The sequence below is a fragment of the Rhizobium lentis genome (genome assembly GCF_014200175.1).
Taxonomy (GTDB): domain Bacteria; phylum Pseudomonadota; class Alphaproteobacteria; order Rhizobiales; family Rhizobiaceae; genus Rhizobium; species Rhizobium mulingense.
This window is the reverse complement of record NZ_JACHBD010000010.1, coordinates 267,004-282,095: the sequence shown is the minus strand read 5'-3', so window position 1 is coordinate 282,095 and position 15,092 is coordinate 267,004. Positions and strand designations below refer to the sequence as shown.

General features: G+C 63.2%; 14 protein-coding genes. 8 read left to right on the top strand and 6 right to left on the bottom strand.

Annotation, left to right across the window (positions count from 1 at the left end; translation table 11 throughout):
- Positions 1–68: 68 nt before the first annotated feature.
- Both GGI60_RS23275 and GGI60_RS23270 read left to right on the top strand, forming a co-directional pair.
- On the top strand, positions 69–1,457 hold the full coding sequence (locus GGI60_RS23275) for an MFS transporter (protein ID WP_183918785.1): 1,389 nt from the start codon (positions 69–71) through the stop codon (positions 1,455–1,457).
- A 152-nt stretch (positions 1,458–1,609) separates the two neighbouring features.
- Positions 1,610–2,299 carry an HAD family hydrolase gene (locus GGI60_RS23270; RefSeq protein WP_183918784.1) on the top strand — a complete coding sequence of 230 codons (690 nt, stop codon included), beginning with the start codon at positions 1,610–1,612 and terminating at the stop codon, positions 2,297–2,299.
- Between the two features lie 646 nt (positions 2,300–2,945).
- Here GGI60_RS23270 and GGI60_RS23265 read toward each other — a convergent pair.
- Complete coding sequence (locus GGI60_RS23265) at positions 2,946–3,590, bottom strand: hypothetical protein (RefSeq protein ID WP_183918783.1); 645 nt, start codon at positions 3,588–3,590, stop codon at positions 2,946–2,948.
- Positions 3,591–3,856: 266 nt separating this feature from the next.
- Between GGI60_RS23265 and thrC the strand changes: the two genes are divergently transcribed.
- The 6 genes from thrC (at position 3,857) to GGI60_RS23235 (ending at position 11,080) form a co-directional block, all read left to right on the top strand.
- The gene (thrC, locus tag GGI60_RS23260; RefSeq protein ID WP_183918782.1) at positions 3,857–5,281 is read left to right on the top strand and encodes a threonine synthase; all 1,425 of its coding nucleotides are present in this window, start codon (positions 3,857–3,859) and stop codon (positions 5,279–5,281) included.
- A gap of 3 nt (positions 5,282–5,284) precedes the next feature.
- Complete coding sequence (locus tag GGI60_RS23255; protein WP_183918781.1) at positions 5,285–6,583, top strand: M16 family metallopeptidase; 1,299 nt, start codon at positions 5,285–5,287, stop codon at positions 6,581–6,583.
- Between the two features lie 28 nt (positions 6,584–6,611).
- The gene (locus GGI60_RS23250) at positions 6,612–7,226 is read left to right on the top strand and encodes a GNAT family N-acetyltransferase (RefSeq protein ID WP_183918780.1); all 615 of its coding nucleotides are present in this window, start codon (positions 6,612–6,614) and stop codon (positions 7,224–7,226) included.
- The gene (locus GGI60_RS23245) at positions 7,223–10,135 is read left to right on the top strand and encodes a sensor domain-containing phosphodiesterase (protein WP_183918779.1); all 2,913 of its coding nucleotides are present in this window, start codon (positions 7,223–7,225) and stop codon (positions 10,133–10,135) included. Before GGI60_RS23250 ends, GGI60_RS23245 begins: the two co-directional genes overlap by 4 nt.
- 120 nt (positions 10,136–10,255) lie before the next feature.
- Positions 10,256–10,675 (top strand): hypothetical protein, encoded by a 420-nt coding sequence (locus GGI60_RS23240; protein WP_183918778.1) that lies wholly within the window; start codon positions 10,256–10,258, stop codon positions 10,673–10,675.
- Positions 10,676–10,771: 96 nt separating this feature from the next.
- On the top strand, positions 10,772–11,080 hold the full coding sequence (locus GGI60_RS23235) for a Dabb family protein (RefSeq protein WP_183918777.1): 309 nt from the start codon (positions 10,772–10,774) through the stop codon (positions 11,078–11,080).
- Positions 11,081–11,148: 68 nt separating this feature from the next.
- On the opposite strand, the gene GGI60_RS23230 is transcribed toward GGI60_RS23235, so the two are convergent.
- From GGI60_RS23230 to GGI60_RS32520, 5 genes are all read right to left on the bottom strand, one after another.
- The gene (locus GGI60_RS23230) at positions 11,149–11,634 is read right to left on the bottom strand and encodes a hypothetical protein (protein ID WP_183918776.1); all 486 of its coding nucleotides are present in this window, start codon (positions 11,632–11,634) and stop codon (positions 11,149–11,151) included.
- A gap of 158 nt (positions 11,635–11,792) precedes the next feature.
- A complete protein-coding gene (locus GGI60_RS23225) occupies positions 11,793–12,695 on the bottom strand; it encodes a metal ABC transporter solute-binding protein, Zn/Mn family (protein WP_183918775.1) in 903 nt (300 codons plus the stop codon).
- A gap of 16 nt (positions 12,696–12,711) precedes the next feature.
- Positions 12,712–13,584: a metal ABC transporter permease gene (locus tag GGI60_RS23220; RefSeq protein ID WP_183918774.1), complete on the bottom strand. Its 873-nt coding sequence runs from the start codon at positions 13,582–13,584 to the stop codon at positions 12,712–12,714.
- Entirely contained in the window at positions 13,581–14,330 is a 750-nt protein-coding gene (locus tag GGI60_RS23215; protein ID WP_183918773.1) for a metal ABC transporter ATP-binding protein, read from the bottom strand. The genes GGI60_RS23220 and GGI60_RS23215 overlap by 4 nt, the downstream gene beginning before the upstream one ends.
- Positions 14,327–14,455 carry a hypothetical protein gene (locus tag GGI60_RS32520; RefSeq protein ID WP_281414047.1) on the bottom strand — a complete coding sequence of 43 codons (129 nt, stop codon included), beginning with the start codon at positions 14,453–14,455 and terminating at the stop codon, positions 14,327–14,329. The genes GGI60_RS23215 and GGI60_RS32520 overlap by 4 nt, the downstream gene beginning before the upstream one ends.
- Positions 14,456–15,092 lie beyond the last annotated feature (637 nt).

Sequence of the window (15,092 nt, the reverse complement as noted above, 5' to 3'; positions counted from 1 at the left end):
TGTTGCGTCTGGCGCGGTTGATCGGCAAGGCCTACTGTCGAACCTCCCACTCGCACCGAGGAGTTCTCATGTCCCTCACCTACACCGCACCGATCTCTCAAGATGGCCTGGCGTCGCCCCGACGGTACCTGGCTGTTGCCTTCCTGCTTCTGGCAATTGTTGTCGTCGTTCTGGATGGGGCGATCGCCAACGTCGCCTTGCCTTCGATCGCGCTTTCGCTGCAAGCGCAAGCGGATAGCACCGTGTGGGTCGTGTCGGCCTATCAGCTGGCCGTGCTCGTCGCCATTCTTCCCTGCGGGGCGCTCGGCGAAATCTACGGCGCGCGGCGAGTCTTCCTGATCGGCGTCGCGCTGTTTACCGCGGCATCCGCAGCCTGCGCCTTGGCGGGCGATCTGCCCGTGCTGATCCTTGCTCGCTTCGCGCAGGGCCTCGGCGCGGGCGCGATCATGGCGCTCGCGATGATGAACCTGCGCCAGGCCCTGCCGCAGCACATGCTGGGTCCGATCATCGGCATCAATGCCATGATCATCGCAATTTCTTCGGCGGCGGGTCCGGGCATCGCCGGCGCCATCCTTTCCGTTGCGAGCTGGCCCTGGCTGTTTGCAGTCAACATACCGCTTGGCCTCGTCGTTCTCTTCGGCGGCGGCCTGCTGGGACATGTCGACGGCGCGAGGCGGAAGCTGAATGCGAAGGTGTTGCTGGCCAATACCGCGATGTTCATCCTGTTCTTCTCAGGCGCCGATCGGATTGCGACCGCGCCGATCAGCGGTGCCGCCCTCATCGTGGCGTCGCTCGCATGCCTTTTCGGCCTGCTGCGCCTCGAACGAAACAGTGACGTCCCGCTCATTCCGACAGATCTCCTGGCCGCACCGGCATTCCGCGTGTCGGTCATTGCCTCGGTCTTCTGCTTCTGCGGCCAGATGCTGGGCACCATCGCGCTCCCTTTCTACCTGCAGCACAGGCTGCACATGACGCCGGTTCTGGCCGGTCTCTACATGATGGCCTGGCCGGCCGCGACTGCTGTCATTGCGCCGGTCTCCGGACGCATGGCAAACCGCGTCAAGACGGCGTGGCTTTGTTCCATCGGCGGGGGGCTGATGGCGCTTGGTCTTCTGGTGGCCGGCCTGACGCCGCCCGATCCGCGCGGCATCGCCTTTCTCGTCGGCGCGGTGATCGCCGGCCTCGGTTTCGGACTGTTCCAAACGCCGAACAACCGCATTCTCCTTCTTTCGGCACCGAAAGCCAGAAGCGGTGCGGCGGGCGCCATGCAAGGTACCGCCCGGCTTCTTGGCCAAACCCTGGGTGGGATCTCCATGTCGATCATTTTCGCAACATTGCCGTTGGCGACGGCACTCAACTTTGCGGTCGCAATATCAGGCGGCTGCGCTGCCATGGCCAGTATGGTCAGTCTGAGCCGGGCGCGCTATGAAGTGGTGGGGAAATCCGGAGCGACCTGAACCAGCTTTTGGTCGTCCGGGTGGAAGCGGGCTTCACCGAGCCCGTCGCCTGCCGCATCGCAGCCATGCTTGGGATCAGGTTGAGCTTTGGCCGGCCATCGTGTAAAGCCGCAGCATCCCCGGACAAGACCAGATTTCAGCAAGGCGTGAACATGGATGGCTTCGACCTCATCATATTCGATTGCGACGGCGTGCTCGTCGACTCCGAAATCATCGCCGCGGAAGTCGAATCCGCGCTTTTGACGGAAGCCGGATATCCGATCGGCGTCGAGGAAATGGGCGAGCGTTTCGCCGGCATGACCTGGCACAACATCCTGCTGCAGGTCGAGCGCGAGGCCAGCATCCCGCTTTCGGCCTCGCTGCTTGATAAGTCGGAACAAGTGCTCGACGTCAGGCTGGCGAACGACGTCAAGGCCATACCGGGCGTCGAATTCGCCGTCTCAAGGCTGCCGATGAAGCGCTGCATCTGCTCGAATTCGAGCACGAAGCGGCTCGACATGATGCTCGGCAAAGTGGGTCTGAAGCCGCTGTTTGCACCCAACATCTTCTCCGCCAAGGATCTCGGTCCCGACCGCGTCAAGCCGAAGCCCGACATCTTCCTGCATGGCGCAAGCCGGATGGGCGTCTCGCCCGACAGGACTGTCGTCGTCGAGGACTCCGTGCACGGCGTGCATGCGGCGCGCGCCGCCGGCATGCGCGTCATCGGCTTTACCGGCGCCTCCCACAGCTACCCCGCGCATGCCGACAAGCTGACGGACGCGGGCGCCGAGACGGTGATCTCCCGCATGAACGACCTGCCGGGCGTCGTCGCCGCATTGGCTGCCTGGGAAGGCGTGCTTTAAGGCAATCTCTGCCCACTTCGCTATTTGCCGCCCACGCTCCCCCGCCGTCGTCCTCGGGCTTGACCCGAGGACCCATGCGGGCGGGCACTTCGTTCCTATCGAACTGGCAAGCGACCACCGGCCGAGCAAATTGAAGCGGAGTGCTGCGGGTGGATACTCGGGTCAAGCCCGAGTATGACGGAGGGTGGGGAGAGTGACCGGCAAGAGGCGGAACCTCCGGAGGAATTCCGGTAATGCGCGGGCGGTTTGCCGTAAATAGGCGGCAATTTATTAAACCGCTGACTACTTCGCTATTTGCCACCCACGCTCCCCCGCCCTCCGCCGTCCTCGGGCTTGACCCGAGGACCCATGCGGGCCGGCACCTCGTCCCTATCGAACTGATAAGCGACCGTCGGCCGAAACAAATTCAGTGGAGTGCTTGCGGCGTGGATACTCGGGGCAAGCCCGAGTATGACGGAGAGTGGGGAGAGCGGCCGACAAGAGGCGAGACGTCTGCAGAAATTTCATGCGCGGGCGGTTTTGCGCGGTAATCGGGCGAACAGCGGTCGCCAAGTCACACAAACCGCGGCACCTGCCGCATCCGCTCCCCACACTCCGTCGTCCTCGGGCTTGACCCGAGGACCCATGCGGGCCAGCACTTCTTTCCTCAGCTGCTCTTCTTGCTCTTGGCCGGCTGGGTGTCGAAGCCGATATTGACGCGCACCAGCGCGCCGGCGCCGACCGGCATCTTGATGCCTTCCTTGCGGAAGATGACCTGCGTGCCCGGTGCGCCCGCCGGGATTTCGGTGGGGAACTTGGTGACCTCGGAATAGAGCACGTTCTCGCCATCGAGGATGGTGACGCGGACCGGCAGCGTCACCGGGCCGGGATTGCCGGCCGGGCCGGTGATCAGCCGCAGCTGGGCAACCACGGTCATCGTCAGGGCCGTGTCGTTCAGGGTGCACTGGCGGGTGTAATCGCCGAAGGAGGCCTGGAAGACGATCTGCTGCGGGTCGTCCTTCTTGCCCTTGGCATAGGTGCGGAAGATCGCATCCTGGTCACGCAGGAATATCTGCGGGCAGGCGCCCTGGACGACCGGGGCGACCGTGCCCTGCGCCGTCTTGGCCGTGCCGATCGAAGGATTGTTGGATGACGGGTTGGCCGGCGCCAGCGGCATGATCTGGGCGTTGCCGTTCGGCTGGGTTGGCGCCGCCTCCGGCTTGCTGTCGCCGCCGAGCCCAAGCGAGTTGCAGCCGGCAAGCAGGGCAACGAAAGACGTGGAGATGATAAGACGCGAGACCTTGCCGAGCACTTTGTTCCACCCTTTGCACAAGCGTTTCTTGGAGGCCTCATGTCTTTTGCGTGAGGCCTTTCACGACGGTTTGCGATGGTCTATATCAGCGGCGCAAACAAAAATCGATTGGGTACGCACCGTTTTGATGCACTTTTCGCCGCCGGATGCGGGCAACTTCAACAAGATAACGGCGAGTGTATGGCCTGGAGGCAGCCCCTCGCCGGTTTCCGGCAGTGCGGGCCACGGCCCGGCCCGACCGGATTTCTTTCAGCGATAGATCAAGGATGACCAACGTGGACTATATCTCGACCCGCGGCGAGGCCCCTTCCCTCGGCTTTTGCGACGCCCTGCTGACGGGCTTGGCGCGCGACGGCGGGCTTTATGTTCCGCGTGAATGGCCGCACTTCTCCAAGAAGGAGATCCGTGCGCTGAGAGGCAAGACCTATCAGGAGATCGCCTTCACCATCCTGTCGCCATTCACCAATGGCGAGATCCCCGAGGCGACCTTCCGGTCGATGATCGACGAGGCCTACGGCACCTTCCGCCATCCGGCGATCGCGCCGCTCGTCCAGACCGGGCCGAACAGCTTCGTCATGGAGCTCTTTCACGGCACGACGCTTGCCTTCAAGGACGTGGCGATGCAACTGCTCGCCCGGCTGATGGATTATGCGCTGGAAAAACGCGGCGAGCGGGCGACGATAGTCGGCGCCACCTCGGGCGACACCGGCGGGGCGGCGATCGACGCCTTTGCCGGGCGCGAGCGCACCGATATCTTCATTCTGTTCCCGCACGGCAAGGTCTCGCCGGTGCAGCAGCGGCAGATGACCACCTCGACGTCGTCAAATGTGCATGCGCTCGCCGTCGAAGGCAATTTCGACGACTGCCAGAACCTGGTCAAGGCGATGTTCAACGACGCGGCGTTCCGCGACAAGGTCAGCCTGTCGGGCGTCAATTCGATCAACTGGGCGCGCATCATGGCCCAGATCGTCTATTATTTCACCACGGCGGTGTCGCTCGGCGGGCCGGACCGCAAGGTCTCGTTCACGGTGCCGACCGGCAATTTCGGCGATATCTTCGCCGGCTACTGCGCCAAGCGCATGGGCCTGCCGATCGACCGGCTCGTCATCGCCACCAATGAGAACGACATTCTGACACGCACGCTGAAGACCGGCCGCTACGACATGAAGGCGGTCAAGGCGACGAGCTCGCCGTCGATGGACATCCAGATCTCCTCGAATTTTGAGCGGCTGCTGTTCGAAGCCTATGGGCGCGACGCCTCGAAGGTGCGCGCGGCGATGGAAAGCCTGAAACAATCGGGCGGATTCGAGATCGGCGGGCAAGCGCTGAAAACCATCCGCCGCGACTTCCGCGCCGGCCGCGCCAGCGAGAGCCAGGTGGCCGAGACGATCCGCAAGACCCATGCCGAAACCGGCTATCTCCTCGATCCACATTCGGCGATCGGCGTCTTCGTCGCCGCCAAGAAGGAGAAGCCGAATACGCCGATGGTGACGCTTTCGACCGCACATCCGGCGAAATTTCCGGCCGCCGTAAAATCGGCCTGCGGTATTGACCCGGCGCTTCCGACGTGGCTTGCTGATCTGATGCACAGGGAGGAGCGTTTCCAGATCATCGAACCGGAGCTGAAAGCCGTACAAACCTTTATCGGCAAACACGCCCGTGGCAAGACGACGGCAGGCGCAGAAAGATAGCCAATGACAGTTGAGTGCACCCGGCTCAAATCCGGGCTGACAGTAGTCACAGAAACCATGCCGCACCTTGAAAGCGTCGCGCTCGGCGTGTGGATCAAATCGGGATCGCGTAACGAGACGGCAGACGAGCACGGCATCGCCCACCTGCTCGAACACATGGCCTTCAAGGGCACGGCGCGCCGCTCGGCCCGCGAGATCGCCGAGGAAATCGAGGATGTGGGCGGCGAGGTCAACGCCGCCACCTCGACCGAAACGACCTCCTATTATGCCCGCGTGCTGAAGGACCACGTGCCGCTCGCCGTCGACATCCTCGCCGATATCCTGACGGAATCGGCCTTCGAGGAGGAGGAGCTGGAGCGCGAGAAGCAGGTGATCCTGCAGGAGATCAACGCCGCCAACGACACGCCCGACGACGTGGTGTTCGACAAGTTCTCGGAGGCCGCCTATCGCGATCAGACGCTCGGCAGGGCGATCCTGGGCACGCCACAGACCGTCGTTTCCTTCTCGCCGCAGCAGATCCGCGCGTATCTCGGCCGCAATTACACGACCGACCGCATGTTCGTGGTAGCGACCGGCGCCGTCGATCATGAAGAATTTCTGCGCATGGTCGAGGACCGTTTCGCCAGCCTGCCGACCGCGCCATCCGCCCCGCCGGTCATGGAAGCGGCGCGTTATGTCGGCGGCAGCGTGCGCGAACCGCGCGATCTGATGGATGCGCAGATCCTGCTCGGCTTCGAGGGCAAGCCCTACCATGCCCGTGATTTCTACTGCTCGCAGATTCTGGCCAATATCCTCGGCGGCGGCATGTCCTCGCGGCTGTTCCAGGAAGTGCGCGAATTCCGCGGCCTCTGTTATTCCGTCTATGCCTTCCACTGGGGTTTTTCCGACACCGGCATCTTCGGCATCCATGCCGCGACCGGCGGCGAAAACCTGCCGGAGCTGGTGCCAGTGATCATCGACGAACTGCACAAGTCCGCCAATGAAATCCACCAGAAGGAAATCGAGCGCGCCCGCGCCCAGATCCGCGCCCAGCTGCTGATGGGCCAGGAGAGCCCGGCCGCCCGCGCGGGCCAGATCGCAAGGCAGATGATGCTTTACGGCCGGCCGATCTCCAATCCGGAGATGATGGAACGGCTGGAAGGCATCACCATCGAGCGGCTGACCGATCTCGCCGGCCGGCTGTTCTACGACACGGTGCCGACGCTTTCTGCGATCGGGCCGCTCGAACAGCTCGCACCGATGGAAGACATCACCGCCTCGCTTTCGGTCTCCGCGCCGAAAACGATGCAGGCGGGCCGCTGAGCCGACATCCGTCTGCCGGGAGTGATCGATGCCAAAATCCGTGTTTCGGTTCCTGTCGCGGCAGCCGGATGCGGTCGAGCTGGAAAACGACAAGTACCTCTTGCGCCTGCCGCGCTACCAGGATTTCAACCAGTGGCACCGGCTGCGGGCCGAAAGCCGCAAGTTCCTCGAACCCTGGGAGCCGACCTGGCGGCGCGACGAGCTGACGGAGGGCGCCTACCGCGCCCGCGTCATCCGCGGCAAGCAGGAATATGCTTCCGGCCAAGCGGTCCCGCTGTTCATTTTCCTCAAGGAAAACCGCGCCCTCGTCGGCGGCATCACCATCGGCTATATCAGGCGCGGTGCGGCACAAAGCTGCATGATCGGCTACTGGATGGGCGAACGCTACGCCGGCCAGGGGCATATGTATGCCGCGCTTCAGCTGGTTATTCCTTACATCTTCTCCGGGCTTGAGTTGCACCGTATTGAAGCAGCCTGTATTCCAGATAACGCGCGCAGCATGCGTCTGCTTGAAAAGGCCGGGTTTCAGCGTGAAGGCTATCTGCGCGGATATTTGAAGATCAACGGTCAGTGGCACGACCACGTGATGTTCTCACGGCTCGCCACCGATACGGAAAAAGGCAGGAAAACCGACAGCCGATGACAAGAAACCGCATGCTGCCCAAGTCACCGTCCGGACGAGTGATCGCGGTGATCGCAGCCCTTTTCCTGGCGGCCTTCGCCCTTGCGGCGGGTGTCGCCCATGCGGCCGAACCGGTAAAGATTTCCCGTGACGATACCGCGCTCGATCTTACGGCGACGACCGAGATCTACGCCAACCAGGGCGAGGCCTTCCAGGTGTCGACGGCCGCCGGTGCCGACGGCATCCGTCGGCGCATCGAGGTCCGGGCGAGCTCGGAGAATCACCAGGGCGACTGGGCGGTATTCGCGCTTGCCAACGTCTCGGAGGAACAGCTGGAGCGGGTCATCGTCGCGCCGCATTTCCGACTGGTCAATTCCAAGCTCTTCTGGCCGGATCTCGGCTCGCAGCGCATCATGGCGATCACGCCGAGCGAAGGCTTTGCGCTCGACCGGCAGCCGAGCGACGAGGCCGATGTCTTCCGCATCACGCTGAACCCCGGCGCCGTCATCACCTTCGTCGCCGAACTGTCGACGCCGGAGCTACCGCAGATCTATCTCTGGGAGCCGAACGCCTACAAGGATACGATCAACGCCTTCACGCTCTATCGCGGCATCGTGCTCGGCATTGCCGGCCTGCTCGCCGTGTTTCTCACCATCCTCTTCGTCGTCAAGGGCACGTCGATGCTGCCGGCGACGGCGGCGCTTGCCTGGGCGGTGCTCGGTTATATCTGCGTCGACTTCGGCTTTCTCGGCAAGCTGATCAGCGTCGCCTCGTCCGATCAGCGAATATGGCGCGCCTGTGCGGAAGTCGCACTCGCCTCGAGTTTCGTCATCTTCCTCTTCACCTATTTGAACCTCAATCGCTGGCACGCGCATCTCGGTTACGCCACCCTTGCCTGGGTGCTCGGCCTTGCCCTGCTCTTCGGCGTGGCAATCTACGATCCGTCGATTGCCGCCGGCATCGCCAGGCTGTCCTTCGCGCTGACGGCGGCAACCGGCCTGCTTTTGATCATCTATCTCGGCTTCAACCGCTACGACCGCGCCATCCTCCTGGTGCCGGCCTGGGCGCTGACGCTCGTCTGGCTGTTCGGGGCGTGGCTGACGGTCACCGGCCGGCTCGACAACGACATCATCCAGCCGGCGCTCGGCGGCGGCCTGGTGCTGATCGTGCTCTTGATCGGCTTCACCGTCATGCAGCACGCCTTTGCCGGCGGCGCCTTCCAGCAGGGGCTGTTTTCCGATCTCGAACGGCAATCGCTGGCGCTGACCGGCTCGGGCGACATGGTGTGGGACTGGGATGTGGCGCGCGACCGCGTCGTCACCATTCCCGACGTCTCGGTCAAGCTCGGCCTTTCCCCCGGCACCATGCACGGGGCGGCGCGCAACTGGCTGCCGCGGCTGCATCCTGATGATCGCGACCGCTTCCGCGCCACGCTCGACGTGCTGCTCGAACACCGGCGCGGGCGGCTGAACCATGAATTCCGCATCCGCGCCGAGGACGGTCACTTCCACTGGCTGTTAATCCGCGCCCGGCCGGTACTCGGCTCCAATGGCGAGATCATCCGCTGCGTCGGCACGATCGTCGACGTCACCGAGCAGAAGAATTCCGTCGAGCGGCTGCTGCAGGATGCGCTGCACGACAATCTGACCGGCCTGCCGAACCGGCAGGTCTTCCTCGACCGGCTGCAGGCGGTGCTGGCGCTGGCGCCGGGGGGCGACACGCTGAGGCCCACCGTGATGGTGATTGATATCGACCGCTACAAGCTGGTCAATGATGCGCTCGGCGTTGCGGCCGGCGACAACATCCTCATCGCTTTGACCCGGCGGCTGCGCCGTCTGATGAAGCCGCAGGATACGCTGGCGCGGCTTGCCGGCGACCAGTTCGGCCTCATCCTGGTGTCCGAGCACAATCCGGCCAAGGTCGCCGATTTCGCCGATGCGATCAGCAAGGCGATCATGGTGCCGATCAACTTCGCCAACCGCGAGATCATTCTGACGGCGTCGATCGGGCTCGCCTCCTGGGTGGACCGGCAGGAAAGCGCCAGCGGCCTGCTCAGCGACGCCGAGCTCGCCATGTACCGGGCGAAACGGGCCGGCGGCAACCGCGTCGAGCCGTTCCAGCCGGCCTTCCGCGATTTCGGCACTGACCGGCTGCAGCTCGAAACGGATCTGCGCCGCGCCATCGAACGCAAGGAATTGTCGATGGTCTATCAGCCGATCGCCCGGCTGGAGGATGTGGAGATCGCCGGCTTCGAGGCGCTGATGCGCTGGGAACATCCCAAACGCGGCAATATCCCGCCCTCCGAATTCATCCCGATCGCCGAGGCCTCCGATCTCATCGGCCCGCTCGGCATGTTCGCGCTGGAACAGGCGACCAACGATCTGATGAGCTGGCAGAGCCAGACCGGTGAATTGCCGATCTTCATGTCGATCAACTTGTCGAGCGTGCAGCTGCTCAACAATGAACTCTATGACGATGTGCGTTCGGTTCTCGCCAAGACCCATTGCGCGCCTTCGCGGCTCAAGCTGGAACTGACGGAATCCATGGTGATGGAGAACCCGGAACAGGCCCGCCTGGTGCTGCAAAAGCTGAAGGAAGCCGGCATTGGGCTAGCGCTCGACGATTTCGGCACCGGCTACTCCTCGCTAGCCTATCTCACCCGCTTCCCCTTCGACACGATCAAGCTCGACAAGGCGCTGGTGCGCGACGGCAGCGACAAGAAGGCGACCGTGCTCCGCTCGGTCATCGCGATGGCGCGCGAGCTGGAGATGAAGGTGGTGGCCGAAGGGATCGAATCCAACGAGGATGCGATCGAGCTCGCCAAGATGGGCTGCAGCTACGGACAGAGCTATCTGTTCGGGCCGCCGATCCCGTCGGAATCGGTGCTGCGGCTGCTTCGCGACCGGTTTCCGCTGACGAAAAGGGCATGAACGCAGGCGAAACCGGCTTAACCGGTTTTCCCGCCTGCGCGGCGCGTCTGTCACCCATGAATGGTGATTGACCAACGACCGGCGATGTGCGCCTCTTTCCTATCGCACAAGGACAATTCGATGCTCAAATTTCTGCTCGCCCTTTCGGTCAGCGCCCTGTTCGTCTCGCCGGTTGAGGCGACCGATCTCTATCCCGCCACCAAGGCCTGCGTGCCGGGCAAGCCCCATTGCGAGCGATGGACGACGGAGTTCAAGAGATCGCTGGCGCTGGCGCAGAAGGGCGATCACGTCGCCCAGCAGACCGTGGCCTTCTGCCTGTCCTCCGGCTGCCATGGCGCCGTCGCCATCAACAGGGTCGCCTCCTGCAGCTGGCACCTCATCATCGTCAATTCTGGTGCTGCGACGGTGCTTGACCGTTCCAATCTCAGAAACACCTGCCGGCCGATGACACGGGCGCAGAAGGATGAAGCCCGCGCTTTGTCCGGCGAACTCATCCGCAAGCTCTACAATCGCGCACTTGTTGAAAGCGACCAGATGTAACCTCTCCGGCCGGCAGCGTGCGGGCGACGATAAATCTGATTGCCCTCCCGGCTTTCGCCGCTATTCTGCCGGCAAAGACAATCGGGAGGACCACTGATGATCTTGCACTGCGTGTTCCTGCGGCTGAAGACCGCGCTGACGACCGACGACAAGCAGGCGCTGTTTGCCGCGATTGCCGCCCTTAAACAGGTCATTCCCGGCATCGTGGATATCAAATACGGGCCCAATGTTTCGCCCGAGGGGCTGCATGGCGGCTTCGTCGACGGCTTTGCCGTCACCTTCGAAAGCGCCGAAGCGCGGGACGCCTATCTCGTCCATCCAGACCATGTGGCCGTCGGCGAGCGCATCGTCTCCTCGACGGACGGAGGCCTCGCCGGCATCCTGGTCTTCGATCTCAATATTTGAGGCGACCTGCCCCACAGGCACAAGACGCTTTCAACTCTTGTGTTCGGCCTGCCCATTCGTTTAAGCGCTTACCGTGTTTCGCCAAGCAAGACGTAGGTTCTTCCGCGAATCTCGATCTTGAGAAAAGCGGCAGATTGGCCGCTTGCGCAGTCATGGGGAGCAAAACCCTTAGGCAACATCTCCGCTACCGGCGACGACACTTTATGCTTGGCCAAGACATCGAGCTTTCGAGAACGATCAAACGCTGCAATCTCGATTGCCTGCCTTCCGACCAGCACAAGAGCAAAATGTCCTTCGTCGGGCGCGTAATCATTGGCGGCGAGATATTGGTTCACCCGCGCCGCCAACGCATCCTCGGAGTACAGTCGCGCCTGGTAAGGCTCGAGGAGACAGATCGCTTGAGCCTCGAAGGACGACAGATTCGAAAACTTCGTGGGCTTGCCGATCGGCATATTTCTGAGAGTGTCTCCGTCCAAGGAACCTGCGTTCGCCACCTGCCCGCAAGCTATCGATGCGATCGCCGCAAAAAATCCAACGAATGGGATGAGGCGCATTCTCGGTCCTGTCTCCTTGCCGGGCATCAGATACAACCCAGGACTGCCTCAGCCGTCAATACGGGGATGCAATAAGCCCTCCTATTTTGCATAATCAATCCCATCAAAACTGAGAGATGTTTTGATGGGACCTTTTTAGACCGCTTGGGGCCAAACCCTCAGCTCGATTTCGCCATGGCGGCGGCGAGCTGGTCGACATTGTAGCGGAACATTTTCTCGTAGGTCGGCGCCGGTCCCTTGGCGTCGGACAGCGATTCGACATAAAGCTCGCCGCCGGGTTCCGCACCCGTTGCCTTGGCGACCTGCTTGACCAGGCGCGGGTCGTTGGAATTTTCGAAGAAATAGGCCTTCACGCGCTCGCTCCTGATCTGTTCGATCAGCTTGGCGACATCGGCGGCCGAGGCTTCGCTCTCGGTGGAGAGGCCGAGCGGTGCCAGAAAACTCACCTTGTATTCGCGGCCGAAATAGCCGAAGGCGTCATGGCTGGTCAGCACCTTGCGGCGGTCCTCGGCGATCGCGTCGAATTTCGAATGGGCGTAAGCGTTCAACTCATCCAGCTTCTGCGTATAGTTTTCGGCATTGGCCTTGAAGGCGGCGGCGTCGGCGGGATCGGCCGATGACAGCGCCTTTTCGATATTGGCGACCCAGACCTTGACGTTGACGGGGCTGTTCCAGACATGTGGATCGGTGATGGTTTTGCCGTCCTCTTCCATGGTTCGGGTGGCGATGCCCTCGGAAACCGTCACCGGCCTGCCCTTGTAGCCCGAGGCGGTGATCAGCCGGTCCATCCAGCCTTCCAGACCTTCGCCGCTGACGAAGGTAACTTCGGCCGCCTTCAAGTTCTTCGCGTCGGCTGGCGACGGCTCGAATTCATGGGGATCGCCATTCGGTCCGACCAGGCTCGTCACCTTTACATGGTCGCCGCCGACCTGCTTGACGACATCGGCAAGTACGGTGAAGGACGCCACAACCTTCAGCGTTTCGGCCGAAGCGGATGCGGTCGAGAACACCACCAGCGCGGAAAGTGCGGCGGCTGAGAGAAGCAGTCTGCGCGATATCATCGAAGTCTCCTTGAAATCAGCCCTTCAGATGCGGGCGGGGAAAGAAGCGCCGGGCGATGCCGGAGGGCGCGAAGAGGATCGAGAAGGCGTAAAACAGCGCCGCCGTCATGATGATCGTCGGGCCGGAGGCGAGCTCGAGATGGTACGAGGCGATCAGGCCGAGATAACCGGAGGCGGCCGCACTGGCGGTCGCAATCAGCATCATAACAGGCAGGCTGCGCGACCAGAGCTGGGCGACGGCGGCCGGCAGCATCATCAAGCCGACTGCCATCAGCGTGCCGAGCGCCTGGAAGCTGGCGACGAGGTTCAGCACCACGAGCAGCAGGAAGACGACGTGATAGACCGGCCCGCGCCCGCCGACGGCTCTCAAGAAACCGGGGTCGAAACATTCGGCCACCAGCGGCCGGTAGATGGCGGCAAGGATGACGAGGGTCAGCGAGGTGATGACGCCGATCTGATAAAGTGCCGGCGCATCGATCGCCAGAATGGTGCCGAACAGCACGTGCAGCAGATCGATGTTCGAGCCGCGCAGCGAGACGATCAGCACTCCAAGAGCCAGCGACGCGAGATAGAAGCTGGCAAAGCTCGCATCCTCGCGCAGCACGGTCATGCGGCTGACGGCGCCGGACAGCAGCGCCACCGACAGGCCGGCGACAAGGCCGCCGAGGCCCATCGCCGTCAACGACAGCGAGCCGGCGACGAGATAGCCGATCGCCGCCCCCGGCAGCACGGCATGGCTCATCGCGTCACCCATCAGGCTCATGCGCCGCAGCATCAGGAAGACGCCGATCGGCCCGGAGCCGAGCCCGAGGCAGAGGCAGGCGACAAGGGCGCGGCGCATGAAGCCGAAATCGGCGAAGGGCGCGAGGAAGAGATCGTAAGCCGTCATGCCGCCGGCGCCTCCGCCGGGCTGCAGGCCTCGGCATCCTCATCCCAGCGCTCGGCCATGGCGCGGGCCTTCATCAGATTGGCGGACGACATGACGTCGCCGGTCGGCCCCCAGCCCACAAGCTCGCGGGCGAGCAGCAGGGTCTGGGGGAAATGCGTCCGGACGAGCTCGAAATCATGCAGCACGGCGATGACGGTGCGGCCCTCGCCATGCCAGCGGGAAACGATATCGAGCAGATCCCTGGTCGTGCGGGCATCGATTGCCGTAAACGGCTCGTCGAGCAGGATGACGCCGGCATCCTGCAGGAGCAGGCGGGCAAAGAGCACGCGCTGGAACTGGCCGGCCGAGAGCGAGCCGACATGGCGCCTGCCGAAACCGTCGAGGCCGACGGCGGCAAGCGCCTCGCCCGCCCTTTTCACATCGGCGGGTGCCACGCGGCCGAAGGCGCCACGGCTCTTCCACGCGCCGAGCATGACGGTGTCGATGACCGAGATCGGGAAACGCCGATCGATCTCGGCCGCCTGCGGGAGATAGCCGAATTCCGCCCGCCCCAGCCGATGCTCGACCCTGCCCTCGGCCGGACGCAGCTCGCCCATGATCGCCTTCAGCAGCGTCGACTTGCCCGCCCCATTCGGCCCGGCAATCGCCGTCAGGCTGCCCGGCGCAAAAGCGCCGGAAACATGGTGGACGGCGGGGTGTCTGTCATAGGCGACGGTAAGGTCATCGAGACGGATCAACGGCGTCATGGCAGCAGAACCGCCCAGTGAATGGCCAGCCAGAGCGCGGTAATGATCAGCGAGATGCCGATCACCCTGGATAAGGCCGATTGTCCCAGCAGGCTGATGGAGGGGCGATCGGGGTTCGGGTGCATGGCTCATCCTGACAATGTAATAACATTACGGTTATGTTATAACGATTGCGGCGATATTGAGGCGGGGAGGTCGGCTATCTTGTCACAGGGTGGTCGGTGGATTCCAGGCGCAAGGCCTGGAATGACGGAGAGGCATTGGCAGGAAGCGGAACGAGGCTGTTATTGCGTCACGTGCGCTGGATTTGCCACAAGCTCACCCCACCCTCCGTTGTCCTCGGGCTTGACCCGAGGACCCAGGCCGGCCTCTGCCGGCACCAGGGTGGATCCCAGGCGCAAGGCCACAGCTGTCCGGTTCACGCGAATGATTGCCCCTCACCCTAACCCTCTCCCCGTTCTGACGGGGAGAGGGGACGTGCCCTGGAAGGCTTGAGAGAGACGGAGAGGTCGCGACTTGTTGCCTTCTCCCCCGCGAGCGGGGAGAAGGTGGCGGCAGCCGGATGAGGGGCCCTCACAGATCTCCTAGGCGGTGATGTCGTGTAGGTATTGAGCGGGTGATTGGCGGGAGGCGCAATGATGCTGCTATTGCGTCACCATCGCCGGATTTGCCACAGAGCTCGCCCCACCCTCCGTCGTCCTCGGGCTTGACCCGAGGACCCATGCCGGCCTCGTCGACTGCGGCCATGGATTCCAGGCTCGA